This window comes from Phnomibacter ginsenosidimutans (assembly GCF_009740285.1).
In the GTDB taxonomy this organism is placed as follows: Bacteria; Bacteroidota; Bacteroidia; order Chitinophagales; family Chitinophagaceae; genus Phnomibacter; species Phnomibacter ginsenosidimutans.
The window spans coordinates 638221-663979 of record NZ_CP046566.1; the positions used below are offsets into that span (position 1 = coordinate 638221).

Annotated in this window: 18 protein-coding genes; 14 read left to right on the forward strand and 4 right to left on the reverse strand. The window is 46.0% G+C overall.

Translation table 11 applies throughout. The features are described 5' to 3' along the window. Positions 1-27: 27 nt before the first annotated feature. The gene (locus GLV81_RS02765) at positions 28-2760 is read left to right on the forward strand and encodes an alpha-L-rhamnosidase (protein ID WP_157476651.1); all 2733 of its coding nucleotides are present in this window, start codon (positions 28-30) and stop codon (positions 2758-2760) included. Between the two features lie 459 nt (positions 2761-3219). Here GLV81_RS02765 and GLV81_RS02770 read toward each other — a convergent pair whose 3' ends face one another. Then, positions 3220-3894: a hypothetical protein gene (locus GLV81_RS02770; RefSeq protein ID WP_157476653.1), complete on the reverse strand. Its 675-nt coding sequence runs from the start codon at positions 3892-3894 to the stop codon at positions 3220-3222. After that, positions 3895-7641, reverse strand: coding sequence for a DUF7149 domain-containing protein (locus tag GLV81_RS02775; protein WP_157476655.1), 3747 nt, complete (start codon positions 7639-7641; stop codon positions 3895-3897). Between the two features lie 310 nt (positions 7642-7951). On the opposite strand from GLV81_RS02775, the gene GLV81_RS02780 reads away from it, so the two are divergent. Together GLV81_RS02780 and GLV81_RS02785 are read left to right on the forward strand one after the other, a co-directional pair. Next, on the forward strand, positions 7952-8455 hold the full coding sequence (locus tag GLV81_RS02780; RefSeq protein ID WP_157476657.1) for a hypothetical protein: 504 nt from the start codon (positions 7952-7954) through the stop codon (positions 8453-8455). 111 nt (positions 8456-8566) lie between these two features. Next, positions 8567-9073 carry a hypothetical protein gene (locus GLV81_RS02785; RefSeq protein ID WP_157476659.1) on the forward strand — a complete coding sequence of 169 codons (507 nt, stop codon included), beginning with the start codon at positions 8567-8569 and terminating at the stop codon, positions 9071-9073. A gap of 145 nt (positions 9074-9218) precedes the next feature. On the opposite strand, the gene GLV81_RS02790 is transcribed toward GLV81_RS02785, so the two are convergent. Continuing rightward, positions 9219-9476, reverse strand: a complete 258-nt coding sequence (locus GLV81_RS02790) for a hypothetical protein (RefSeq protein ID WP_157476660.1) — start codon at positions 9474-9476, stop codon at positions 9219-9221. A 339-nt stretch (positions 9477-9815) separates the two neighbouring features. Here GLV81_RS02790 and GLV81_RS02795 point away from each other — a divergent pair, with 339 nt between their 5' ends. From GLV81_RS02795 to GLV81_RS19180, 6 genes are all read left to right on the forward strand, one after another. Further along, complete coding sequence (locus GLV81_RS02795; RefSeq protein WP_157476662.1) at positions 9816-11051, forward strand: helix-turn-helix domain-containing protein; 1236 nt, start codon at positions 9816-9818, stop codon at positions 11049-11051. Between the two features lie 166 nt (positions 11052-11217). After that, on the forward strand, positions 11218-12678 hold the full coding sequence (locus GLV81_RS02800; protein WP_157476664.1) for a calcineurin-like phosphoesterase C-terminal domain-containing protein: 1461 nt from the start codon (positions 11218-11220) through the stop codon (positions 12676-12678). A gap of 270 nt (positions 12679-12948) precedes the next feature. Further along, positions 12949-16143 (forward strand): SusC/RagA family TonB-linked outer membrane protein, encoded by a 3195-nt coding sequence (locus GLV81_RS02805; protein ID WP_157476667.1) that lies wholly within the window; start codon positions 12949-12951, stop codon positions 16141-16143. A gap of 14 nt (positions 16144-16157) precedes the next feature. Continuing rightward, the gene (locus GLV81_RS02810; RefSeq protein WP_157476669.1) at positions 16158-17705 is read left to right on the forward strand and encodes a SusD/RagB family nutrient-binding outer membrane lipoprotein; all 1548 of its coding nucleotides are present in this window, start codon (positions 16158-16160) and stop codon (positions 17703-17705) included. 52 nt (positions 17706-17757) lie between these two features. Next, positions 17758-18768, forward strand: a complete 1011-nt coding sequence (locus GLV81_RS02815) for a DUF5689 domain-containing protein (RefSeq protein WP_197428881.1) — start codon at positions 17758-17760, stop codon at positions 18766-18768. Positions 18769-18887: 119 nt separating this feature from the next. Further along, the gene (locus GLV81_RS19180) at positions 18888-19283 is read left to right on the forward strand and encodes a hypothetical protein (RefSeq protein WP_197428882.1); all 396 of its coding nucleotides are present in this window, start codon (positions 18888-18890) and stop codon (positions 19281-19283) included. A 70-nt stretch (positions 19284-19353) separates the two neighbouring features. On the opposite strand, the gene GLV81_RS02820 is transcribed toward GLV81_RS19180, so the two are convergent. Beyond that, on the reverse strand, positions 19354-19743 hold the full coding sequence (locus GLV81_RS02820; protein WP_197428883.1) for a rhodanese-like domain-containing protein: 390 nt from the start codon (positions 19741-19743) through the stop codon (positions 19354-19356). Positions 19744-20141: 398 nt separating this feature from the next. On the opposite strand from GLV81_RS02820, the gene GLV81_RS02825 reads away from it, so the two are divergent. The 5 genes from GLV81_RS02825 (at position 20142) to GLV81_RS02845 (ending at position 25744) form a co-directional block, all read left to right on the forward strand. Then, a complete protein-coding gene (locus GLV81_RS02825; RefSeq protein WP_157476674.1) occupies positions 20142-22676 on the forward strand; it encodes a TonB-dependent receptor in 2535 nt (844 codons plus the stop codon). Continuing rightward, positions 22673-22858 (forward strand): hypothetical protein, encoded by a 186-nt coding sequence (locus GLV81_RS02830; protein ID WP_157476676.1) that lies wholly within the window; start codon positions 22673-22675, stop codon positions 22856-22858. Before GLV81_RS02825 ends, GLV81_RS02830 begins: the two co-directional genes overlap by 4 nt. Positions 22859-22907: 49 nt before the next feature. Continuing rightward, positions 22908-24317, forward strand: coding sequence for a T9SS C-terminal target domain-containing protein (locus tag GLV81_RS02835; RefSeq protein ID WP_157476678.1), 1410 nt, complete (start codon positions 22908-22910; stop codon positions 24315-24317). An 87-nt stretch (positions 24318-24404) separates the two neighbouring features. After that, complete coding sequence (locus GLV81_RS02840) at positions 24405-24899, forward strand: hypothetical protein (protein ID WP_157476680.1); 495 nt, start codon at positions 24405-24407, stop codon at positions 24897-24899. A 188-nt stretch (positions 24900-25087) separates the two neighbouring features. Further along, positions 25088-25744 (forward strand): phosphatase PAP2 family protein, encoded by a 657-nt coding sequence (locus GLV81_RS02845; protein WP_157476682.1) that lies wholly within the window; start codon positions 25088-25090, stop codon positions 25742-25744. Positions 25745-25759: the final 15 nt, after the last annotated feature.

Here is a 25759-nt window from a genome sequence, read left to right on the forward strand (position 1 = left end):
TCCATTCTCTTGCAAACCATTGCCGATATGAAAAAGTTGCTCTTTTTGCTTTGCCTGCAAACCATTGCCATATACACTTTGGCACAATTGAATGTACAGCAGCTGCGTACAGAAAATCTGACCAATCCGCTGGGCATGGATGTGCCACAACCCATGCTGAGCTGGCAACTGAGCAGCACCGAAAAACAAGTGTTGCAAACTGCGTATGAAATTCGGGTGGGCAACACTGCTGCTGTAGCCAAAGGCAAAGTGCAATGGAGCAGCGGTAAAATACATTCGGAACAGTCTGCCGGCGTGTTGTATAACGGACCTGCATTGCAGTCGGGCAAAAAATATTACTGGCAGGTACGGGTGTGGAACAACAAAGGCCAGGTGTCGCCATGGAGTGAATTGGCTTTTTGGCAAATGGGATTGCTGCAACCTAATGACTGGAAAGCCCAATGGATTGAGCCCGGCTACACAGAAGATCTGCATTTTGCAGCGCCACTGCTGCGCAAAGAATTTAGCAGCAACAAGAAAATTCAATCGGCCACTGCATTCATCACTGCACATGGTTTGTACGAAGCACAAATCAATGGGCGTAGGGTGGGCGATGCCTTTCTTACACCCGGCTGGACCAGCTACAACAAGCGGTTGCAATATCAGGTGTATGATGTAACGACGCTCTTGCTGCAAGGTGTCAATGCTGTAGCTGTTACTTTGGGCGATGGTTGGTACCGCGGCAATTTTGCATTTGACCATCGCAGAAATATTTATGGCAAAGACATTGCGCTGTTATTTCAATTACAGATTGTGTACAGCGATGGCAGCACTACCACTATTGCATCAGACGGCAGCTGGAAATCGGCCACTGGCGCCATACGTGCCAATGGTATTTATCAGGGAGAAATCATTGATGCCCGATTGGAAAAAAATGGTTGGACAACAGCCGGCTACAACGATACAGCATGGACACCGGTAAAAACGGCCAACCACTCAAAAGACATATTGGTAGCCACGTACAACGAGCCCATCAAACAACACGAAACCTTTGCGCCGGTAAAAATACTGACCACGCCAAAGGGCGAACAAGTGATTGATTTTGGACAAAACTTAGTGGGCTGGGTGAAAGTAAAACTCAGGGGAAAAGCAGGAGATACGGTACGCATTGCTCATGCAGAAGTGCTGGATAAGCATGGCAATTTTTACACAGAAAATTTACGCGGTGCCAAAGCACAAGCTGTGTATGTACTCAAAGGAAATGGCGAAGAAATATTTGAACCGCATTTTACATTTTTCGGATTCCGGTATATCAAAGTAGAAGGCGCTGCAGCAGCCTTGCAGCCGCAAGATTTTACAGCCGTGGCCTTGTATTCGGATATGCCTAAAACGGGTAGTTTCACTTCTTCCAACGCACTCATTAACCAACTGCAGCACAACATTGAATGGGGGCTGCGGGGCAATTTTGTAGACGTGCCCACTGATTGTCCGCAGCGGGACGAACGCATGGGCTGGACGGGTGATGCACAAGCGTTTTTTAGGACAGCAACCTTCTTGCGGGGTGTCAATAATTTCTTTGGTAAATGGCTGAAAGATTTGGCTGCCGATCAAATCAACACGGGCAGTGTACCCCATGTTATTCCCAATGTATTGGGCGACAATGGCTGGGCTGCCGGCGGCAGTGCCGGCTGGTCAGATGCGGCTACCATTATACCTTGGGAAATGTATGTGGTGTATGGCGATAAACGCATTTTGGCCACCCAATACAACAGTATGAAAGCATGGGTAAACTACATGCAATCCAAAAGCCGCAACGACCTTTGGAACAGTGGCGATCATTTTGGCGATTGGCTGTTTTATACCATGGCCGACGACAACGATGGCAAAGCGGCTATCACCAATAAATATCTGATTGCCCAGTGTTTTTATGCGTACTCTACACAGTTGCTCATCAATGCAGCAACCGTATTGAACAAGCCAGAAGACGTAGCCACGTACACTGCATTGCTGCAGCGCATTAAAACGGCATTTCTCAACGAGTACACTACGCCCAATGGTGCTACCATGAGCAATACGCAAACCTCTTATGTACTGGCATTGCATTTCGATATGTTTCCAGAGCATTTGCGGCAGCAGGCAGCCGAACGTTTGGTAAACAACATCAAACAATACGGCAATCATTTAACCACCGGCTTTTTAGGCACTCCTTATTTGTGCCATGTGCTCAGCCGCTTTGGCTATTCCGATGTGGCCTATACATTGTTGTTGCAGCAAACCTATCCATCGTGGTTGTATCCTGTAACCAAAGGGGCCACCACCATTTGGGAACGCTGGGACGGCATTCGTACCAACGGCGATTTTCAGGCCATTACCATGAACTCTTTTAACCACTATGCTTATGGTGCCATTGGCGATTGGCTCTATCGGGTAATGGTGGGCATCGACAATGTGCCGGGTACAGTGGGTTACAAAAACATCCGTATTCAACCGCATATCGGCAAAGATTTTACGCAGGCTTCGGCCAGCTACCAAACGCCCTATGGCCTGTGTAGTGCCGGCTGGAACATTGCACAACAGCAACTGACACTCACCGCCGATATACCTGCCAATACAACCGCTGTTATTTATGTGCCGGTACAAGGCGATGCTACCGTGTTGGAAAATGGCCAACCGCTGAGTAGCCTGGCCTACCTGCAAGTATTGGGCAAGGAAAACGGCTACCTGAAAGTGCAGGCAGGCTCGGGTAAGTACCGGTTTACAACAACATTTGTACATCAATAACTGCTGCTCCAATAGCATAAAGGCACTTCCGATGGGAAGTGCCTTTTGTTTTTTGTGCTGCCGGCGCTGGCATTGGGGCCTGTGCAAAGTGGATAGGATAGCCGCCGTAACTGCAGTAAATAGTCGGGGCGTATTGCAGTCGGGGCGTATGCGATACGCCCAAAAAATGAAAAAGGGGCGAATTCAATTCGCCCCCACAGAAGATGAATGAAGGGGCGAATACCATTAGCTCCGACGGGCAGTTTTTTTGTGGAAGAAAAAAACGGCCAAAAAATATTTCCACAACTTTTATTTCCACAACAAGGGCAGCCAGGCAATAAGCCGGCTGCTCTTGCGCTGGCCTCCGGGCCAGTGCAGAGCGGTTACTACGGTGGCTATAACTGCTGCAGCCTGTTGTATGTCAGGCTGAGTGACGATCCTGTCACAGGCCGGGAGGCCTGCGACAGGATCATTAGAAAACTATTTGCCTAAATACTTTTGAATAAATGCTAAAGTTTGATCATAGCCAACTATTATAGTCACAATGCTACTTATAAGTGTGATTAGGGCAACGAGCCCTGAAATCACTTTGTAAATCAAACTCTCTCTAATCGAGGTTAATTTTCGGTTACTGATAATTCCAAACCAGCCGAGAACATAAAATGGGATACTCAAAACCACTTTGAAGCCCTCCCGAAACCAAATGATTGGATTTTTTATATGGTGTGAATAATTTTTGATATTCTCCTCTAAATTACCAATGTGTTTAAGTAAACAATCGTCAACAGCTCCTGCATCAAATTTTTCTACCTGTCCATTTCTGAACTTGGGAATTGTGTTTATGATTATTGCATATTGATTAATCATATAGTTCTGATATGGAGGTTTGTAAGACATAAATCCGAAAGAACCTACATGATTTTGAATTTTACTCACATTCATTGTAAGCCAAACGTACAAGTCTACATCAAACTCTCCAGTACGTGTATATCTATCATAAGTTTGAAAATACCTGTTTGCAAAAACAATAAACTTATTTCTGAATTCATCAGCAAATTGTAGTCGCTGTGAATCATCTGAATGTTTTTTGACAACATATAGCAGACCTATAATACAAACACTCAGTATTCCCAGTATAATCAGACTTGTTATCATTTATGCGTTCTCAATTATTTGAATTTCTTCTTCGGTTAATTCGTAAAGCTGATATATTAGTTTATCTACCTCTTTTTCTAAAATCATTTGTTCATTGCTGCTTCTTTCTTGTTTAAGAATTTCTGAAATCAAATTAGCTATTTGCTCCTGTACACTCATTGAAGGCTTCATTATAGGCAATTTGTCAACAAAAGTTGAAGACATAGAAAAATATCCGCCAGCTTTAATCGGGAATGTAGATTTAATTATAAATGCGATAAGTTTTGAATTAAGTATTCCTAAAAGGTATTTTAAGTCAACCTCTGGATCAGTTAGTGTAATTGCGAAAACTCTTGCTCCACTATAACCTGATTTGTTTCTATCAATTGAAAACTTCGTTATTTTTTGTTCACCCGGAAAAACGATTTTTTCTTTTCCAAATATTTCAAGTTGTCCAAATCTTGTTAAGGAATACCATTTGTTTGAATCGGCAAATGTTGTTCTTGAATCCTTTCTTTCTTCGAGTGCTTTCTTTTTTGAAAAAAGATATTGGTATGTTTTCGGGTAGTAGTTTCGAAGCTCCTCTTCGGGCAAGAGAATTGTAAATCCATTCTCTAATTTGTAAGGATAGATAATATGTAAATCAAAATTTGCATAATGGTATCTCTTGCAATTGTTTGCTCGAATTAACGGAAGCAATAATTCTCTTTCTAAGTTTTCTTTACGAATTACATTCTCATCTACTATGAAAATATTGTCTGCGCCACTTACAATTCCATAACTGCATTTCCCGATTGAAGATAATGATGCATGAGTATTTAATTTTTCAAGAAGAATTTTATTCTCATTTGTAGATAAAACCCAATTATCGCTTGAAAGTTTTGAAATATCAATTTCAATCCCTTTAGATAAAATTTCATTTGTAAAATTTCTGATACTATGAATCTTTATGTATCTGAAATTCGAAGAATTTGTCTTTGTGACATTAAATATGCTTACATAAGTAAGGGCGTCTTCAAATATTGGCAAATCGCCGAAGTCTACTATCGAGTTAAGAGAAAAGTCTTTTAATAAGGTTTCTCTCAAGTTTCTGCCATATTCAGTCACTAAGAATTGATTTGAAGAAATGAAACTTACATTCCCATTTGGTTTTAAGATATTATGTGCAAGCTCAAAGAATAGAACAGAGATATCAATTCTCTTATTGGCAAGACGTTTGTTTTGTTTGTACCAGTCGATTAACTTATGTTCAAGGTCTTGTACTTTTAAATAAGGTGGATTTGCAATAATTGTATCAAAGCCTACATAGTCGCCATCATCGTTGAGCACTTCAGGAAATTCAAAACGCCATTCAAATGCATTTTCAAAAATGCTATTGTTTTTGGTGTTGTCGACTTGCTCTTGAAGCTTTTTTATTCTGCCTTCTTTTTTTTGTTTTATATGTTCCTGTAATCTGGTTAGCTTTTGATTGAAAAGTTTTCCTTCATAATGTAGAGAATATTCCTGCTTTAGCCTTGAAAGCTCATTGTACAATTTACCTTCTCTGCTGACGTGAGAAATAAAATCACTTTTAATTTTTTCAATCAATAGGTGGAGGTGTCTTTTCTCCTCTTTGTTGGTTGCATGTTTGTATTGAATTACAGCGTTCTTGTAATCGGAAATATTTATTTTGGTTTTGCTCAGTGCCAGTTTTAAATCGGCATCTATCCCAAAGCGGCTCACCAGGCTGTTGCCGCATTTTATGTTGATGTCGATATTGGGCAGGGTTTCCAGCTCAGTGGCATTTTTGTAATAGGCATTTTTTAGCAGTTCTATCCACAGGCGCAGCCGGCATATTTTTACGGAGTTGGCGTTGATGTCTACCCCAAACAGGCAGTTTTCAATAATGGTTTGCTTTTCGTGAAACAGGGCTTCCTGTACCCGCTGGCTTTCTTTGCTGTTGGGGTTGTACTCATACAGCTCACCATTGTCGTCGGTTACTATCAGTTCATCGTTTACTACTTCTATCTGGTATTCTTTCAGGCGTTTGCCTTGGCGGTCTTGCAGTATTTTCAGGTCGTTTTTAATGGCAATCATTTCGTTGAGTGCCGATACCAAAAAGTGACCCGAGCCTACGGCGGGGTCGCATATTTTCAGGCTGTTTACAATGCGGTTGGCTTCGGCCGTGTCTTCTATATGGTTGTATAGTTCATCCAGCGATTGGCATTGCCATTGTTTTACCTCGTTAAACTTTTGCAGCACGGCCTTTCGAATGGTTTGGCGGCACATGTACATGGTAATAAAGCCGGGGGTAAAAAAGGAACCGTCTTTGTAACCATTTATTTTTTCGAAAATGAGGCCCAGCACAGATGCATTGATGAGGGTTTTGTTGTCTTCCTGAATGTCTTCGGAGCCCTCGCTGCTAAAGTCGTAGGCGTTTAAAAATTCAAACAGGTACTGCAGGGTATTGAGCTGTCCGCTGCGCTTTTTGGCCTGTGCATCTTTTAGCACGGTTTGAGGGTGCAGGGGTATGCTTTTATCATCTTTCAGGTTGCTGATAAAGAGGGTGGCCTGTTCGGTATCGGTAGGTTCAAACAGCGATGAATTGAGGTAGGGCACTTGGGCGAAGGCCGCTTGCACATCGGCGTTTCTGTCGGCATGTCGGCGGGCCAGCACCTGAAAAAACAAACTGTTGAGGTCGTCGTAGCTGCGGATATGGGAGTGCTGCAAAAAAGCATAGCGGGTATCGCCTTTGTGGTAGCTGATAAGCTGCGCTTCGAGCAGTTTTAAAAACAAGATGCGGTTGATCCAGGTAATGCAGAGTTCGAGAGCTACTGCAAAGAGGCGTTCTTCGGTACTGTTGCCATACAGGCCGGGTTTGGGCAGTTGGTTTAGTTTATCGAGGCTGTCCAGTTGTATAATGGCATCTTCGAGCAGGGTACCGCTATGGCGCTGGCCGGGTGCGTGTCGGCCTATCAGTTTTTTACTGCCTTCTTTGGTTTCGGTCAGGCCAATAATGTGCAGTAGTTCGGCATAAAACCGTTTGTCGAGGCTGTTGCTATCGTTGGCAAAGGGTAGCTTCAGCAGGTGCTCTGGGGAGAGTATTTTATAAAGGGCTATCAGGGCATTGTCGTCGGCTTTGCTGCTGTTGCGCAGGGTTTTCTGATAGTCTTGTAGCTGAATGTAAGTGCAGTCTATCTGTGTGTGTAGCTGCGCTATAAAAGGTTCGGCTATCTGCTTGTAAAAAAAATCGGTACGGGTATCGGCAAGCCTGCCCTGTTCAAAATCGGTAAACTGCTGCACCAGTGTTTTGTGTTGGGCAAACAGTCGGTCAAACTGGGTGGCATCAAAAATGTACCACTCGTACAGGTTGGTGGCTACCAGGTGTTTTATTTCGAGGTTGTGGTGGGTAATGCGTTCCCGCAGGTAGTAAAGTACCAGCTCCTGAAAAGCCTTGGTATTTATTTTTTGTGCCGACAGCATTTCGGCCTTGTTGGTGGGCTTTTTGGCCTCAATGATAACGCCCACCGTGCTGCCGGCCTGTGCTCCGTTGTGAATCACCTGATCGTTTCGCCCCTTGGTATTGATGAAATGCTGCGGGGCGTAGTAAGTATCATGCAAAAAACGGCTCAGCAGGTTCTTGTGAAACTCTTCGCTTTCCGTTTCGTTGGCACTATCGAGCAGGGTAATGAGGTTAACCTTGAACTGCTCAATAGCCGAGCGGCTGGGTTTTACTTTCAGAAAGGCCTTGTTGAGCGACTGCCGGGGTTTCAATATTTGTAGCTGCATGAAGGACGTGTGTTTGCATTTCAGCGGGTTAAGGTAAGCCATTGGGGATAATTGCAGTCGGGGCGTATTGCATACGCCCTAAAAAGAAAGAAATAGGGCGAATGCAATTCGCCCCCCACAAAACAAGAAGAAAAAGAAGCAGGGCGAATGCGATTCGCCCCGACAAAAAGCATTTTGTGGAAGAAAATAATTGACCAAAAAATATTTCCACAGAATTTTCTTCCACAAAATGGAGTACGATTTGTTTTGTCCTAATTTTTCTTCCACAAACTTGTTGGGATAGGGTATTTATTCACCACACACTAACTGTATGACATTGATAGAACAGGTGGCTTCCCAAATGGGCATGAGCCTGCTTCAGTTATCGGGCTACCTCAATATTAGCAAAAGTCATTTGCACATGTCGAAGCAGGGGCAACGCAGTCTGCCTGCCCGGCATTTTACAGCTTTGCTGGCTATACAAGAAGAGCTCAATAGTATTGAAATGCCCGCCAGCATTGCATTGCAGCCCGAAGAAGCCCGGCAGCTGCGTAAACGGTTGCACAAGCTGCAGCACCAATATTTTGCCACCCAGCGCAAGTTGCGACAGCTCGAAGAAAGGTATGCCAAACTGTACCTGCAACAGCAGTGGATAGCGCTGCAACTGCAACGTGGCACCAACCTGACCACCCGCCAGCAGCTTTGGCTGGAGCTGCAGCAGGCCACCCTGCAGCGCAGGCTCAAACGCCAGGGGGCAGGTGCTATTGTTCGCTGTAAAGCATATATGGAGGCGTTGGGTAGTGAAGTGATCCTGTTAGAAGCAGCTTTGGCATAATGTTTTGGCAGGGTATTTCTACGGTATTTGGTTGCGTAAATACCGTATACGTTTCGTTTTGGGGCAGCTATAGTTTAGGGGTATTGTTTTACCATTTAAAAAACACACCCCATGAACTATTCAGTAGCTCAGCTGGCCACCGTACAGGAATGTGATGCGGTACTGGCCATTGCCAACAAGGAAAAAGCCGATGTACAGTTTCGGCAAACCAGCATTCAGCGGCAGCAGGCCAACTATGCCGAAAGCAGTGTGGAAATAGCCACCGAGCTTTCTGCCATCAATGCCGAAATAGCCGCTTATGGCAGCATTATTGGCAGCCTGCCCGAAGGTCCCGCCAAAGAAGAAGCCGAAGTAAAAAAGAAGAAACTGGAATACCGCCAGTTTTTGCTCACCGAGCGGCAAGACGATTACGGCAGTGTGGCCCTGCTGGAAAAGAAATGGAGCTGGGCCAGCTCGAAAAACAATTGGCGGAAATTGATGTGTTTATTGCCGCTGTACAAACCCGCAAGGCAGCGCTGTAATCTCTGCACAGTCTATTTCACTTACAAGGCCGGACGATTGTCCGGCCTTGTTTGCGTTGTAGCTAGTATTATCATCTTATGCGGTAATGTATTTTGAACTTGCAAAGCCGTTTGCAGTAAGTAGCGTATAATGGAAAGGACAGCATCATGTCGTCCACAGCCATCTTCAACAACAAAACAAAGGCTGCCACCTTGTTCATGGGTGCAGCCTTTCGTTTAAGGGGTAGGATCTGGGAATGCGTTTATAATACCAGGAGTCGTTGCCGTTCTCCGTTGGCATCTACCACATATTTTCCTTTGGGCAAGCCGTGATTGGGCCAGAGTTCCATGCCGCGGTGGCAGGCTTTCGTCAATACCAGTTCTCCTACCTCGTTGTACAGCCGGAGTACAAAGTTGCCGTTTACCTGTAGCCGGATGTCATCACCTATATGCACCGGATTGTTGAGGATGATGACCAGCGGTTTTACCGGGGGGTCGGTATTGTCAAATACAACTTTCATATGCTGTTGTGCCAAGCCTTCTTAGTTACATGCACACATCAATACAGGCATGTGCACCTGAGGGTTGGTATTCTTTGTTTGCTGTGGTTGAATAATTGCCTGAATGGCAGCGGTATGTTGTTGTTTTACCCCATGCTGTATTGCTTGCCATCGTACTGGTACAAATTTACAAACAGGCGGAGCTGAAAAGCATGACATTCATACGTCGGTGGTTTCATTTCGTGGAATACGAACCAAAAGCCGGACCTTTACAACGGTTTTTTGGATGCGAAAACCAATGGTGAATGAGCAAGTGGATGCAACTATTTTTGACAGACTGACAGCTATACTTTTTTGCCTATGTTGTTATATATATCATTAACCACCATTTTGCTGTCGTTGCTATTGTTGTTCTTCAACTGGCGAAGGCAAACAAGTACGGTATACCTCAGTCTGGCATTTATTTTTCTTTCTGTGTATGGCATTACCCATTACCTCATTGTGTATGGCGACTCTGCTTTTTGGCTGGCAATATTTTATAATCATCCGGCACCATTGTATTTGTTGATTGGGCCGCTGTTGTTTTTTTATGTACGGGGTACCCTTACCGATAACCACCGGCTCAGGCGCTGGGACTGGCTGCATTTTGTGCCGGCGCTGATTCATTTTATTGGCATCATTCCCTGGTGTATGCAATCTTTTGCAGCGAAGGAAAAACTCATGCACAATGTGTTGCACAACATGGATGCGATGGCAGACATTCAGGCCAATCTTTTCTTCAATATGTCTACGGCATTCAGCTTGCGGCTGTTGTCGCTGGGTGTATATGTGGTAGCAAGTATGTTGTTGGTGGGCCGGTATTGGTTGCAGCGCCGGCAGCGGCACAATGTGCCCACGGCACAGTCGGCCCTTACGCTGCGCTGGCTTGTATTGTTGTTGGCTACCATGTTGCTCATTGCCATCAATATGGGCATCATGACGGGCAATTTTTTGCAAAAAGGACTGGCCGATACCATTCGGCATTTTGCGACGCTCTACATCATTACAGGGGTGGTGTATTCGTTGCTGGCCATCTGGATGTTGTTGTTTCCGCAGGTATTGTATGGCCTGCCTGCCATGCAGTTGCCTGTACCGCCTGCCGTACCTGCCGGCACAGTAGCAGCAGTTGCGCCGGTCAAAACAAAGACCGTGTCTAAAGTGCCGGCCACCTTGCAGGAAGAAAATCCATTCAAGGCACTGGAGGCAAAAATCCAGGCGCACCTGCAAACGGAAAAACCGTACATCCAACCCGACTTCGATATTTACCAATTGTCGAAAGCGTTGGGTGTGCCTTTGCATCATTTGTATTATTGTTTTAATGAAGTGATGCACACCAAATTTGCTACCCTGCGTATGCAATACCGGGTGGCACATGCACGGCAATTGCTGCAATCGGGGCAAACGGCCAACTATACCATCGAAGCCATTGCTCATCAATCAGGCTTTCAATCCAAATCGAGTTTTTACAAAGCATTCAAAGAAGTAACCGGCATGCTGCCTTCTGAATTTGTAGCCAAGGTAGAAGCCGGTGAACTGGAAGATGATGCGGTAGCATAATCCGCTAAGCGGTCGTTACAATCTGTTTACACAACGGTAATAATTCCTTCATCTGGAAGGCTGCATCTTGCACGTCTAATGGCGACATGCTGTCTGTCTTTTAAGGACGGATGCATCTTCTTATTTTATTCAACCAAGAGCGTTTGATTACAACGACCACATGATTATGCAACGGAGAAATTTTTTGAAAGGACTGGGTTTGATTTCGGCAGGCAGCCTGCCTGCATTGCCCGCATTGAGCAATGGCTTTCGCTTTGATAGAATGCTGAAAGGAAAAGTACACAGCAAAGGCAAAGGTCTGGCCAATGTGGGTGTGAGTGATGGGTTTCAAATAGTGAATACTGCTAAAGATGGCAGCTATCAATTGCAGGCGCATCCCAATGCTTCGCATGTGTTTGTGATATTGCCGGCGGGCTATCACATTCCGCATGAAAAAGGCATTGCCCGTTTTTATGCGCCTATTAAAAACGAAGGCGTACAAACTGCTGATTTTGCTTTGGAACCCATTGCCGGCGGCGATGAGGAACATGCCTTTATTGTATGGGGCGATACCCAAATTTGGGACAAAGAAGATGCGCAACAACTGGTGCAGGTAAGTGCCCCGGATACAAAAGCCGCCGTGGCTGCATTGGGCAGCCTGCCTGTGTTTGGCATTGGTTGTGGCGATTTGGTGTTCGATAAATTTGAACTCTTTGACGATTATAAAAAAGCAGTGGAAGTAACCGGTATTCCTTTCTTTCAGGTAATTGGCAACCACGACATGGACCTCACTGCCCGCACCGATGATCAGTCGCAGCAAACATTCAAACAGCAGTTTGGCCCTACCTATTATTCATTCAATCGTGGCGCCATTCACTACGTGGTACTCGATGATGTTTTCTTCATTGGTATGGCTAAAAAATACATCGGCTATATTACCGAAGCACAACTGGCCTGGCTGGAAGAAGATTTGAAACGGGTGCCTGCAGGTTCAACCGTAGTGGTGAGCTTGCACATTCCCACTGATACAGGTATGGCCGAGCGGCAAAAGAAAAAAGAAGAAGAGCTGGGAGGCATCGTTGCCAACCGGGCTGCTTTGTATGCCATGCTCAAACCTTACAAAGTGCACATCATGAGTGGGCACACTCACTTCAATGAAAACTGGGAGAAAGACAACATCATGGAGCACAACCATGGCACCGTTTGTGGTGCCTGGTGGACCGGCCCCGTGTGTGGTGATGGATGTCCTCCGGGCTATGGTGTGTACAAGGTAAAAGGCAATGAACTGACCTGGCATTATCAATCTGTAGGTAAGGCGGCCAACCATCAGCTGCGGTTGTACAAAGCGGGCAGTGTGCCCGAGCAGGCCAATGCTGTAATAGCTAACGTATGGAACTACGACCCCGCATGGAAGGTTGAATGGTGGCTCGATGGAAAAGCCATGGGGGCGCTGCAACCTTTTGTAGGCCTCGATCCGCTGGCGAAAGAACTGTACCTCGGCAATAAACTGCCTGCTAAACACAAGTGGGTAGAACCAGTGCTCACCAATCATTTATTTGCTACTGCTGCCGTGCAATCGGGGCAAACGATTGTAGTAAAAGCTACCGATCGTTTTGGTAAGCTGTTTGAAGAAAGCATTACCGCCTAACTGAAAATAAGACCACATTTTTTACCCTGCATTACTGGTATTATCCATGTAGTGCGGGGTAAAGTTGTTGTGTAACGGTCATGCATTGCAGCTGACTTGTTTTTGAATTATCTCATTAATACAAGGTTCACATTGGCATAACTATTCGGTAACACGCCAGTGCAACTTTCGCCGTCGAATGCAACAGCATTGTGTACAGCATAAATGTATCAGCGTGGGCTGTGTGTATCTAACTGTCTTTTTCTTTTTCAACTACATAAATTTTTTGTCATGCAACATGTGAAGCATTGGTGCCACATGGTTTTATTGTTGTTATTGCTGCTTAGTCCGGCGCTGCTCATGGCGCAGACTGCAGAAAAAGTTACGTTGTCAGGACAAGTGTCTGACTCTGTGCAGGCCCCGCTTGCAGGTGTAACCATAGCAGTTGGCAACAAAGCCATTGGCGCCTCACAACCCGATGGTAAGTTTACCGTACAGGTAACCAAAGGCGCTAAAGTAATTTTTAGCTCTGTGGGGTATCAGCCACATACACACACGGCCAAAGCAGATGTGGCTTCACTCAAAATTGTGTTGAAACCAACTGCCAATACTTTGGGAGAAGTTGTGGTAACGGCATTGGGCATCACCCGTCAGGAAATGGCACTGGGTTATTCTGCCACCACGGTGCAGGGTGAGCAACTCACGGATGCCCGTTCTGCCAACTGGACCGATGCCTTGTCGGGTAAAGTAGCGGGCCTCAATATGGTGCGTTCCGGCTCTGGCCCTACCGCTACCAACAAAATTATTTTGCGTGGCGAGAACAATTTGACCGGTGATAATGAAGCGTTGATTGTTGTAGATGGTGTGGTTATCAACCAGGGTAGTGGCCGACGTACAGCCATTGCTGGTGAGAATGTGTACGGTACTGGTAGCGATAACATGCCAGTGGACTACGGCAGCAGCCTCAACGATTTGAACCCCGATGATATTGAATCTGTAACCGTATTGAAAGGCCCCGGTGCAGCAGCATTGTATGGCCAGCGGGGTGCCAATGGTGCGGTCATCATTACTACCAAATCGGGCAGCAGCAAAAAGAAAGGACTCGGTGTAACTGTGTCTTCCAATATTTCGATGGAGCAGGTAAACCGCTGGCCCGATTTGCAATACGAATACGGCCAGGGTTTGGCGGGTGCTGCTTACTATTCATACGGCACTACTGCCGATGGTGCCAGTACCAGTGGCACCAGCTCTGCGTATGGGCCACGATTCAACGGGCAGCAGTTTTATCAGTTCGATCCGGTGACGCAGAAAGTGGGTGCAGAACGTACACCATGGGTGCCGTATGTAGATGGCGTTAAGAAATATTTCAATACCGGTAAAACCATTACCAACACTGTAAGTGTAGATGGTGGTACCGATAAAACAACTGCTCGTTTTTCATTTACCAATGTGCACAACGATTGGATTACACCGAACACCGGCTACAAAAGAAATACCGTGTCGCTGTCGGTGAATTCGAAAGTGAATGAGAAGCTGCAAATCAGTTCAAAAATCAACTACACCAATAAGTGGAGCGATAACCTGCCCGGTGCCGGCTATGGCAACCAGAGCATTATGTACTGGTGGATTTTTTGGCAGCCCAGTGCCAACCCCGATTGGTTGCGTAACTATTGGGTACTTGGGCAAGAAGGAAAACGCATCATGTTTCCCTTCAGCAGCTTTCCTGAAAACCCGTATGCCATTGCGTATGAGTTTCTCAACAGCAGCAATCGCCACAATGTAACGGGCAATGTACAGTCCACGTACAATTTTTCTAAGTCACTCAGTTTGCAGTTACGCACTTCTATGGATCTGGCTTATGAAGAACGTGCACAAAAGCGTCCTTACGATGCGGGCTCCAAATTGCAAAAGGGCAGCCTGCGTACTCAGGATATTTTTTCCAATGAATTCAGTGCTGATTTCTTGCTGAAATATGCCCGCAAGTTTGGCCGCTTCGACATTAGTGCTATGGGTGGTGGTAGCTTGCTGCGCAACCGCTACATCAAAAATGAAACCCGTGCCGACTCACTCATTTATCCCGGTGTATATTCCTTTGCCAACTCTGCCGGCCCGCTGCTGAGTATGCCATACAACAGCAAATATGCCATCAACAGCTTCTACGGCATTTTCACGGCTTCGTACAACAAAATTTTCTTTGTAGATATTACTGGCCGCCAAGACTGGAACAGTGTGTTGGCTACTCCCAATCGTACTACCAATGCAGGTTTCTTTTACCCCAGTGTAAATACCAGTGTGGTGCTGAGCAACTTGCTGCGTATGCCTCGTAAGATTACCTATGCCAAACTGCGTTTTTCTGCATCGAGTGTAGGTAGTGGCGGTACTTCGCCTTACCTCACTGCCTACAACTATGAATCGGCAGGTAGTTTTTTTGCCGGTGGCTTGCAGGCCCCCGGCTTATTGGCCAACCCCAATCTGCGTCCGTTACGAACTACCTCTTACGAATTGGGTGCTGTTGTAAAAATGTTTGACAGCCGCTTGAGTGTAGACCTGGCTTTGTATGCAGGCAACACCAAAGACCAACACCTGCGCCGCATTCTCGATCGTTCATCGGGCTTTACACAAGTACTTATCAATGCGGGCCGTGTGGCCAACACCGGTGTAGAACTCTCCGTGAGTGCCACTCCGTTGAAAAGTAAAAAGGGATTGAACTGGACGAGTAGTGTGGTATTTTCTTCTAACAAAAATGAAATCAAAGAATTGCTGGATAGCTCTGTGGTATTGCAAACCGGCCCTGTAGGAGGTGGTCAAATTGTAGCACAGGTAGGCGGCAGCATGGGCGACCTCTGGGGCCGTGGTTATGTGCGTTCTCCCGACGGTCAGGTGGTGTACGATGCTACCACTGGTTATGCGCAATTGTCGCAGAATCTGGTGTATCTCGGCAATACTATTCCGAAGTATAAGATTGGATGGAACAACGAGTTTCAGTATAAACAATTCCGTCTCAACTTTTTGTTTGATGCACAGGTGGGTGGCGTAGCGCATTCGCTGATGCATTACAAACTGGCAGAGCAAGGTAAAACCACCAACACATTGCCCGGCCGCTACAGTGGTATCATTGGCAATGGTGTAGTAATGACTGCTGATGGCAAGTATGTACCCAACACCACAATTGCTACCAATGTTGATGAATACTACCGGTCGCATTTTGGTATCGACAATGCAGAAGGCAGCACATTCAGTACCGACTTTATCAAGTTCAGAGAAGCAAGACTCGATTTCACTTTTCCTGCCAAGCTCATTAAGAAGCTGGGATTGCAAAGAGCCAACATTGGCGTGTACGGTCGAGATCTGTTTATCTGGTCGCCATGGCCCATGTTCGATCCGGAGTTTGGTACACTGGGCGGCACCGATATCGTTCGGGGTTTTGAAACAGCACAGTTTCCTTCTACCCGAACCATGGGCGTAAACATTGTTCTCGGATTTTAAAACAGCAGACAATTATGAAACGTAACGCATATAGATTGTTGATGGCGTTTGCACTGGTAAGCATGTTGTTTACTTCTTGCACCAAAGATTTTGAAGCCATCAATACCGATCCCAATAATATTCCGGATGCATTGCCGCAGCAGCTGCTGGCACCGGCACTGGTGGGCACCATGACCTACAACATGATTCGCAACCGCAACTTCAACAACGAGTTGATGCAGGTGAGTGTAAACATGAGTGATGCAGAAGGCCAGGTGTTTCGCTATGACTTCCGCAACAACTGGTCGGACTACCTGTACAATGGTTTGTACAGTGAGCTTACCAATTTCAAAGATATCTATCGCCTCAGCAGCGATAGCGGTGTCAACTACAATGCATCGTATCGTGGTATTGCCTTGATTTGTCAATCGTGGGTGTATTCTATTCTCACAGATACTTACGGCGATATTCCATACAGCCAATCGAATCAAGGTAAAGACTCGCTGAACTACGAACCTAAGTTTGACAAACAGCAAGACATTTACCTCGATATTTTCAAACAACTGGAACTGGCCAATACTTTGCTGGCGCAAAACACCGCCATCATTGCCAGCAGCGATCCTGTGTATGGTGGCAACGTAAGCCGCTGGCGAAAATTTGGCAACTCGCTGTACCTGCGTTTGTTGCTCCGTGTGTCTGGTAAAACAGAAGTACAGCAAGAAGTTGCATCTAAAATCAAAGAGATTGTTGAAACGAATGCCAGTAGCTATCCTGTATTTGCGAGCAACGATGAGTCGGCTATTTTGCGTTGGACTGGCATTGCACCATACACATCTCCTTACATCGCAGTAAGGGAGCAAGATTTCCGTCAGCCTGGTTTGGCCGAATTCTTTTTGCAAAACCTGGTGAACTGGAACGATCCCCGCATCGACATTCCTACTTATGGTAGTGGTGGTTTCAACCGTTGGGGCATTGCACCATCTTCGGGTGCTTATGTAGGTGTGCCCAGTGGCTATGCACCCGGCGAAAATCCGGTGAAGCGCAGCTACTTCTATTCCAATACCAGTGCAGTGTCTTTGCAAACAGAGCCTATGGCAGGAATGATGATGAATTATGCAGAGTTGAAATTCATATTGGCAGAATGTGCAGTGAAAGGTTGGATTAGCAGCAGTGCTGAAACACACTACAACGAAGGCGCATTGAACAGCATTACACTTTGGTTGCCTTTGTGGCCTACCATTATCAATCCGCAAACCAACCTGCCGAATGATATCAAAACCTTTTTGGCTGCAGCAGATATTGAGTGGATGGAATCGCTGACGGTGGAAGAGAAAATGGAACGTATTCACCTGCAGAAATACTATGCGTTGTTTTTGGCCGATATGCAGCAGTGGTTTGAATACCGCCGTACCGGTCATCCGAAATTGCCCAAAGGCAATGGTCTTAAAAACAATGGCATCATGCCTGCCCGTATGAACTATCCGGTGTATGTGCAAAGCGCCAATCCTACCAATTATAAACTGGCTATTGCTGCACAAGGTGCCGATGATATAGCCACACAAGTGTGGTGGCAAAAACCTTAAGCAACATTCTTCTTTGTAACGTGCTTGTATGAGTGCTACAAAAACTGAAATCATGAAACAACTGATCCATATTCTCACTGCTGCACTACTGGCGGTATCCATTGTGGGCTGCGAAAAAGATGGCAACTATCCTGGCGGAAAGATTAGTCCGTACATCGCCATTTTTGATGTAAAAGATTTGTACAAGGGCAACGATGTTCCTTTGAATAGTAATACGCTGTTTGGTTCTACCAGCATTACGGGTGTGGTAGTTAGTGACCACAGTGCTGGCAATATGCCGCAGGGTTTGCTGGTATTGCAAGACAAGCGCCGCCTCAATGAATTGCGGGGCATTGCCATCAACATTGGCAATGATGCAGCGAACTATCTGCCCGGCGATTCGCTGATTGTAAATGTGGATGGTGGCACACTCAAAAGAGTGGATGGTATTTTGCAAATCACGGGTGTAAAAACAGCTGCCATTACCAAAGTATCTGCTGGCAATGCAATACCTGTAAACCGGGTAACCAGCAGTGCCATTACTACCAATCCGCAGAAATACGAAAGCACGTTGGTGGTATTGGTGAAAGCCGGTTTTAACCCTGCACCTGTAACTGGCGATGTTTTGGCGGGCAACAAACTGGTGAATGATGGTTTTGGCGAAATGAACATGTTCACGGCCAGTGCCGCCAGCTTTGCCAATGAGGCGCCTCCCTTTCTGGCTAATTTTTACGGGGTGGTATTTCTCACTGCCATCAACGAAAAAGAATTACAGCCACGACTGCACCTGCGTACCAAAGAAGACATTGTTACATTGTCTTCTACCATTAGCGTTGCGCCGGCAATTATTACAGGTTTTATTAGTGATGTGGCTGGTAGTGATGGTAATTATGAGTACATGCAGTTTATGGCTACCAAAGACATTGACTTTGCCGCCACGCCATTTTCTGTTGTAGTAACCAACAATGCCAATGCCAGTACGCCCACCGGTTTTCCTGCCAATGGTTGGGCTACCGGCGGCATGCGTACTTACAAAATGAACATCAGCAGTGGCACGGCTAAAAAGGGACTTTCTTTTATGTAGGAGGTACGGGTAAGCTCATCAATGGATCCGGCTCTACCGATATCAGTACAGCCAATTGGGTAAAGGCCTACAACTATACTACCAGCAATGGGGATGGCTTTGGTACCAAAACCAGTGGCTTGTTTGCCAACAGTGGTAACGCTTCCGGATTTGCGCTGTTTGAAGGCACCAACATTACAGAAGCATCTGTGCCTGTGGATGTGATTTTTGTAGCGACTGGCGGCAGTTTATACACGACTACACCTACACCCATGGGCTATCGCATTACCAATACCGACTGGTATGATACCCGCAATCCGGTGACGCTGGTGGATCAACCCTTTTACCGCAGTGGCAGCAACACACTAAACATGGTGTACACCACTGCCGACCGTGGTTTCTTTTATGTATTGGGTGGCGAATACAATGTGGCGCTTGGCCGATGGATGAAGGCCCGCAGCCAAACCAATGTGCAGCTGAGTAAAACGTCTACCCTGGCAGAAATAGAAGGCGAAACGGCTACGAAACTGAAATAAGGTATTGCATCATATCGCCTTGCAAGCGGGAGTGCAATCTGGCTGGTTGTGCTCCCATTTTTTGCTATTGCTAATGCGGATGTGCATGCTTGCCACAACAGCCGTGCTGGCTTACTTCGTAGCCACTGGTATCGCCTGTTACCGGATAGCCCTTGGCTACCCAATGCCGAAAGCCACGCCGCATATGGTACACCCGGTCGTAACCATTGTTTTGTAAAAAGGCGGCGGCATCAATGCTTACCAATCCCTTCTCACATACAATAATCAAATCTTTATTGTTGGGCAGTTCGGTGTAGCGGTCCATCAATTCGTGAATGGGCATGTAGATGACTTCGCCTTCTGCAATTTGTACCGCTTGTGCAGCGGCTTCCTCCCGAATATCTACCAGTATTGCGCCGGCCTTGAGCCATTGGCGGGTACTGGTGGGGCACAGCTCCCGTACGATGATTTCTGTAGCCATAACCATTGTTTTGCCCAAAGCAACAATCATTTCATTCCGTTGGCAGTAACATTCATCACCGCCATGGTTTGTGCCTTCACGAACCATCATTAATAACATGAAGTCACAGACAGGAGGCCTGCGACTGATGAGAAGGCACGAAACATGGCGAAGAACTGTGACGAAGGGCATGAGATATTTTAAAGGCCAGCAAATACTGTGGTACAAATCCGAAATCCGAAATCAGCTATCCGAAATCCTTGTTTACAATTCCTTAATACTGGGGTAACATGGCCGTAATAGTGCAGTGGTTCTTTTGCACCGACTAAAAACAATTGGTGTGAAGAACCTATTTAAGTTGTCGATTATCTCTATCCTCATCATATTATGCTACAATCCGGCCGCGGCTCAGGGTAGTAGTGAAGCTGAGTGGTAAAATCCTGAATCAACGCAATCAGCCTGTAGCAGGTGCTACAGTTTCGGCCAAAGGGCAGCGCAGTGTACCTGCCAATGCCGATGGCGAATATGTACTGCAACTGGCCGAAGGCCGCTATACCATTACGGTTTCTGCAGTAGGTTATCAAACAAAAGAAGTAACCGAAGTAGACGTAAAAGCCAATCTCGATAATACACTGGACATTTTGCTGGAAGAAAAGAAAAGCGAACTGGGCGAAGTAGTAGTTACCAGCAGCCGTCGGCAGGAGAGCACCAATACCTTGCTTACTTTCCAAAAAAACAACACCGCTATGACCAGTGGTTTGGCGGCAGATTTTATTAAGCGTACGCCCGATAAAAACACCGGCGAAGTACTGCGTCGGGTGAGTGGCGCTTCTATTCAAGACAACAAGTTTGTAGTGGTGCGTGGCCTGAGCGACCGCTACAATGCAGCCATGATTAACGGGGCTACATTGCCGAGCTCTGAGCCCGATAAAAAAGCGTTTTCATTTGATGTCATTCCTTCACAGCTCATTGATAATATTATCATCAACAAAACCGCTACACCCGAACTTACTGGTGAGTTTGCCGGTGGTTTGGTGCAGGTAGCTACCAAGGATATTCCGGTGAAAAATTTGTTGAATGTAGGTGTAAGCCTCGGCTTCAATACGCAATCTATCGGAAAGGAATTTGTGAGCAACCGTCGTAGCGCTACCGACTGGTTGGGTTTTGATGACGGTCAGCGCAGCCTGCCTGCCAGCTATCCCACTAAATACCTTGCCTACAACCGTTTGCCTGTGGCCGACCGCTATGCCATCAGTCAGCAGTTCAACGATAATGTGTATGATGAAGTGACTTCAAAAGCGGGACCCATTCAGCAATACAACCTTACCTGGGCCAATGCTACCCGTAGCAAAAACGGTGCGGCATTTGGTTCTGTAGTAGGCCTCACATATCGTCAGTCTAAGCTGTTGTATCCTACGGTTGATCGTCAGATTTTTGATTTCGATGGCTCTACACTGCTCGATTATGTAGATGCACAAAACAAGTACAGCACTACCTGGGGTGGTTTGGCCAACCTCGCTTACAGCAAGGGCAAAACAAAAATTGCTTTCAAGAATTTGTTCAACCAATTGTTTGAAGACAACTACTATCGTCGCAATGGTGTAAACATCGATAACCTGCAGGATGTGCAAATGCGTTCTTCTGTGGTAAACCAGCGCAGCCTGTACAGCAGCCAGATTGAACTGACGCATCAGTTCAAAAACAAGTTTAAGTTTTCGGGCAATATCAACTACGCTTTCAATAAAAAAGACCAGCCCGATTTGCGGGTGCAAACCTACGCCAAGCCGGCAGGTAGCAATCAGCCATATAGCCTCAACAACCGTGGTAACAATACCAACCGTTTTTGGAGCGATTTGAAAGATCAGAGTGCCGGTTATCAGGTAAAACTGGAAATGCCCTTTAACCTGAATGCTGTGAAGCAAGTTGTTTCTGTAGGTGGTGGTTCTTTTGCCCGTATCCGTCAGTTTCAGGCAACCATTTTGGGTGTAAACGATCCTTCGAACGCCAGCCTTTATTTTGAGCAATACAACAACGTATTCAACAGCAATAATTTCGGCCCCAACGGTTTCATGTACATCACAGATCTGCAGAACGTGAATGATAAATATTTCGGCGCTTCTGCACTCAGCAATGCCTATGTGATGTTCGACAACAAGATTGGTGAAAAGCTGCGCCTGGTATGGGGTGCCCGTGGCGAATACTTTGAGCAAGTGGTAGAAACCAACGCTACTAAAAGTGTAGAAGTACAAACTGAAAAGTTCGACTTCCTGCCATCTGCCAATATCACTTTTACACCCAACCGCAAAACCAATCTGCGTGTAGCAGCGAGTCGTACTGTTGCCCGTCCTGAGTTTAGAGAAGTGGCACCTTTTGCCTTCTTCGATTTCGAAGAAATTGCTTCTACCGTTGGTAATCCTGAGTTGAAGCGTTCTTCTATCATCAATACAGATGTGCGTTACGAATGGTATCCTAAGAATGGTGAAATGATTTCAGTTGGTGCGTTCCTCAAATCTTTTGATGCGCCAATCGAACTGCGCCTCAACAGTGCCAGTGCACCTACCCGTCGTCAGTACCAGTATCAAAATGCCGAGAGTGCCATTTTGTATGGTGCCGAGTTTGAGTTCCGCAAGTCGTTAGGCTTCCTTGGTAAAGAAGGTGGCTGGATGGAAAAGTTGTATTTCAATGGTAATGCTTCACTCTTGTTTAGCGAAGTGACTTTGCAAATTCAAGATGCGAGTGGTGTAAAAACCGGTGCATTCAATCGTCCGTTGCAGGGCCAGAGTCCATACCTCATCAATGCCGGTTTTCAATACGATGGCGATAATGGTTTGAACCTCTCCTTGTTGTACAACGTGATTGGTCAGCGCCTTCGTTTTGTGGGCAACGACAACTATGGCGATGTGTATGAAAAGCCACGTAACCTGCTCGACTTTCAGATTTCAAAAAGATCATGAAGAAGCGTGGTGAAGTTCGCCTTACTATCAGCGATTTGCTCAACCAGTATGTGCTGCTGTATGAAAAACCCATTACCAAAGAGAAGACTGCGTATGATGAAAATGTGGACCGCATTTTCACCCGCTATCGTCCGGGCACTACCTTCTCAATAGGCTTTACTTACGATATCAATATCAAATAATTCACTGCATACAACTTCAACTCAAGTACAAAACTTTCAACCAAATACAATGAAAAAGTTTGGCATCATTCTGTCTGCACTCACAGTAGCATTTACGTCATGCATCAAGGTAGACATCGATAACTCTTCAGTTGACAGCGGCAATGGCAATGGTGTATACGCCACCAAGCAGGCCGAAATTTTAGCCACCAAAGTCATCACTGGCGTTATTAACGACGGTGAAAATGTAGAACTGCCTAAGGGCATTTACACACTCAAAGGTTATGTGTATGTAAACGGCCGTGCGTCTATCAAGTTTGCACCCGGTTCTGTGATTAAAAGTGACACCGTACAAAAAGGTGCGTTGATCATTGAACGCAACTCAAAAATCTTTGCATGCGGTACTGCTACTGAGCCTATCGTGTTTACTTCTGGCAAACCTGCCGGCAGCCGTAAGCCCGGCGACTGGGGTGGTATCGTTATCTTGGGTAATGCTCCCACCAACCGTACTACTACACCCATCATCGAAGGTGGTATCAACGCAGAATATGGCGGCAGTGTAGCTACCGACAATAGTGGTTCTTTGTGCTATGTTCGCATTGAGTACGCTGGTATTGCTGCTGACCCCAACTCAGAAATCAATGGTCTTACACTTGGTGGTGTAGGTAGCGGTACTTCTATCAATTATGTGCAGGTTTCTTATGGCAACGATGATGCCTACGAATTTTTCGGTGGTACTGTAAATGCCAAATACCTTATTGCTTTTGCAACAGCTGATGACGATTATGATTTCGACTTTGGTTACAATGGCCGCCTGCAATTTGGTGTAGCCCTGCGTGATCCTTTGTTTGTAGATGCCGGCGATGCGGGCAATGGCGTAGAGTGCGACAACGATGCTACAGGTAGCAATGCCACTCCATACACAAAGCCTTCTATCAGCAACTTTACCTGGGTTGGTCCTAACGACGCTCCTGGCACATTGGCCAATCATAACTTCAACATGCGTTGGCGGCGTGCTACACAGTTTGATGTACGCAACTCTGTGTTGATGGGTTATATGGATGCAGGTTTGTCGCTTGAGTCAGACTCTACTGGTAGTTTCTATAAGACTGGGAAAAGTGCTTTTGCAAACAATCTAGTACATGCTGTGACGAACCCTTATAGAGTTCCATCTTCAGGTGGTGTGCCAGCTGTGAATCCTTCTATTATAGATGCAGCAGCTATGAAAACTAAGGCTGAGTCTGAAGGATGTATTACTTATTCATCATCAGCTGACATAAGTCTCACAGATCCTTTCAAATTGAATGCGCCTAACTTCCTGCCTAAAGCTGGTAGCCCTGCGCTAAGCGGAGCTGCTTTCACTGGTACTGGTTGGACTGGTGTATCTTTCTGGACAACTACAACTTTCCGTGGTGCCTTTGGCGCTGACAACTGGATGAGTGGTTGGGCAAGCTTCACACCACAAACCAATGTATATTAATCCATCCCGCTCCTGACTTTTTTGCAAACTGCTTTCGCCGAAAGACGAAAGCAGTTTGCTTTGTAGCCTGTTTCAAATTTTATACATATGAAGAAGATGTTTGATTATACTTTGTTGTTGATGGTTGCTTGCTTGTTGGTTGCCTGCCAAAGCAACCAGCGAACTAATACTGCTACAACCGCAAAGGACTCCACCGTACTCATTACAACAGGCCTCGGGCTGGAGCCCGATTTGGCAGCCGCGGATAGTATTTCCATCTTGTTTTACAAGCATCCGTTTACCGATGATAAAGAACAATACACCCGGTTTTATACCAGCTATCAAACCACAACGGATACGGTGCTGACATTGCTGAAAGAAAATATGGCGCAGCCCTTTACAGAAGACAGCCTGCGGGATTGCAGAAGCGAAGGCAAAATGTTTGTGTACAGCAAAGGCAAAGTGGCGCAAACCATTTATTTTACTACTCAATCTGCAGCCTGCACACATTTATATTTTATCAATACGGGCCGCTATTATTACTTCCCGTTTCAAGCGGTGTTGCAGCAGCGGCTTATCGCGTTGAAAACATTGGCTAAATAGCCGGTTCCTGTTTACGATTTCTTAGCCTTGTCTTTACATTGGCTTAATACAGGCATCGTTATTTCATTTCCTATTCATTTGCATTCTTCACAGCAATACGTAGAGTAGATTTTCTCGAACCCGCCTCGGTGTCCACCGCTGGCGGTTTTTTTTGGGCAGTTGCCTCAAGGGGTAGACCTTTGCCATCTATGCAAACCAATCAGCGTTTTGGAAATATTGCTACGCCGGCCACCCGCTGGTTTTTTGTAGCGGTGTTGTTGTTTTGGGCTGCCGGCTTGTTGGTAATGGTAAATTACAGCAAGGGCGAAGGCTTCTTATGGATGCGCCGTGTGGGCTCACCTGTATTTGATTTTTTGTTTACCTACCTCACCCATGTAGGCGATGGCCTGATGGCAGTGGCAATATGTGTGTTATGGTTGTTGCAAAAAAAATGGTCGAGAGCCATTGTGCTGTTTGCTGCATTTGCAGTATCGGGTATTCTGGCACAGCTTGTCAAACATTCGGTAGAAGCGCCCCGTCCGTATGTGTTTTTTGAAAACAACGGCCAGCAGATTGATGCAGTAGAAGGGGTGAAGCTGTTGAGCAATTTCAAAAGTTTTCCTTCGGGCCATACGGCTACCGCTTTTGCGTTGGCTACATCGCTGGTGCTACTCATGCCCTGGTGGCAAAAGCGCTGGTGGCTGGCATTTATAGCCGCTGTGGGTATTGGCTACAGCAGGGTGTATCTGGGGCAGCATTTTTTGCAAGATGTGCTGGCCGGTTCTGTGCTGGGCGTGTTGAGTGCTGCCGCAGTGTACCTGTTGCTGCGCAAATGGAATCCGCCCTTTTCCAGACATGCGTGGTAAACACAGCCTGTTGTA

Coding starts and splice junctions, on each gene's coding strand:
- GLV81_RS02765 (WP_157476651.1), top strand. CDS start 28: ATGAAAAAGTTGCTCTTTTTGCTTTGCCTGCAAACCATTGCCATATAC.
- GLV81_RS02770 (WP_157476653.1), bottom strand. CDS start 3,894: ATGATAACAAGTCTGATTATACTGGGAATACTGAGTGTTTGTATTATA.
- GLV81_RS02775 (WP_157476655.1), bottom strand. CDS start 7,641: ATGCAGCTACAAATATTGAAACCCCGGCAGTCGCTCAACAAGGCCTTT.
- GLV81_RS02780 (WP_157476657.1), top strand. CDS start 7,952: ATGACATTGATAGAACAGGTGGCTTCCCAAATGGGCATGAGCCTGCTT.
- GLV81_RS02785 (WP_157476659.1), top strand. CDS start 8,567: ATGAACTATTCAGTAGCTCAGCTGGCCACCGTACAGGAATGTGATGCG.
- GLV81_RS02790 (WP_157476660.1), bottom strand. CDS start 9,476: ATGAAAGTTGTATTTGACAATACCGACCCCCCGGTAAAACCGCTGGTC.
- GLV81_RS02795 (WP_157476662.1), top strand. CDS start 9,816: ATGTTGTTATATATATCATTAACCACCATTTTGCTGTCGTTGCTATTG.
- GLV81_RS02800 (WP_157476664.1), top strand. CDS start 11,218: ATGCAACGGAGAAATTTTTTGAAAGGACTGGGTTTGATTTCGGCAGGC.
- GLV81_RS02805 (WP_157476667.1), top strand. CDS start 12,949: ATGCAACATGTGAAGCATTGGTGCCACATGGTTTTATTGTTGTTATTG.
- GLV81_RS02810 (WP_157476669.1), top strand. CDS start 16,158: ATGAAACGTAACGCATATAGATTGTTGATGGCGTTTGCACTGGTAAGC.
- GLV81_RS02815 (WP_197428881.1), top strand. CDS start 17,758: ATGAAACAACTGATCCATATTCTCACTGCTGCACTACTGGCGGTATCC.
- GLV81_RS02820 (WP_197428883.1), bottom strand. CDS start 19,743: ATGGCTACAGAAATCATCGTACGGGAGCTGTGCCCCACCAGTACCCGC.
- GLV81_RS02830 (WP_157476676.1), top strand. CDS start 22,673: ATGAAGAAGCGTGGTGAAGTTCGCCTTACTATCAGCGATTTGCTCAAC.
- GLV81_RS02835 (WP_157476678.1), top strand. CDS start 22,908: ATGAAAAAGTTTGGCATCATTCTGTCTGCACTCACAGTAGCATTTACG.
- GLV81_RS02840 (WP_157476680.1), top strand. CDS start 24,405: ATGAAGAAGATGTTTGATTATACTTTGTTGTTGATGGTTGCTTGCTTG.
- GLV81_RS02845 (WP_157476682.1), top strand. CDS start 25,088: ATGCAAACCAATCAGCGTTTTGGAAATATTGCTACGCCGGCCACCCGC.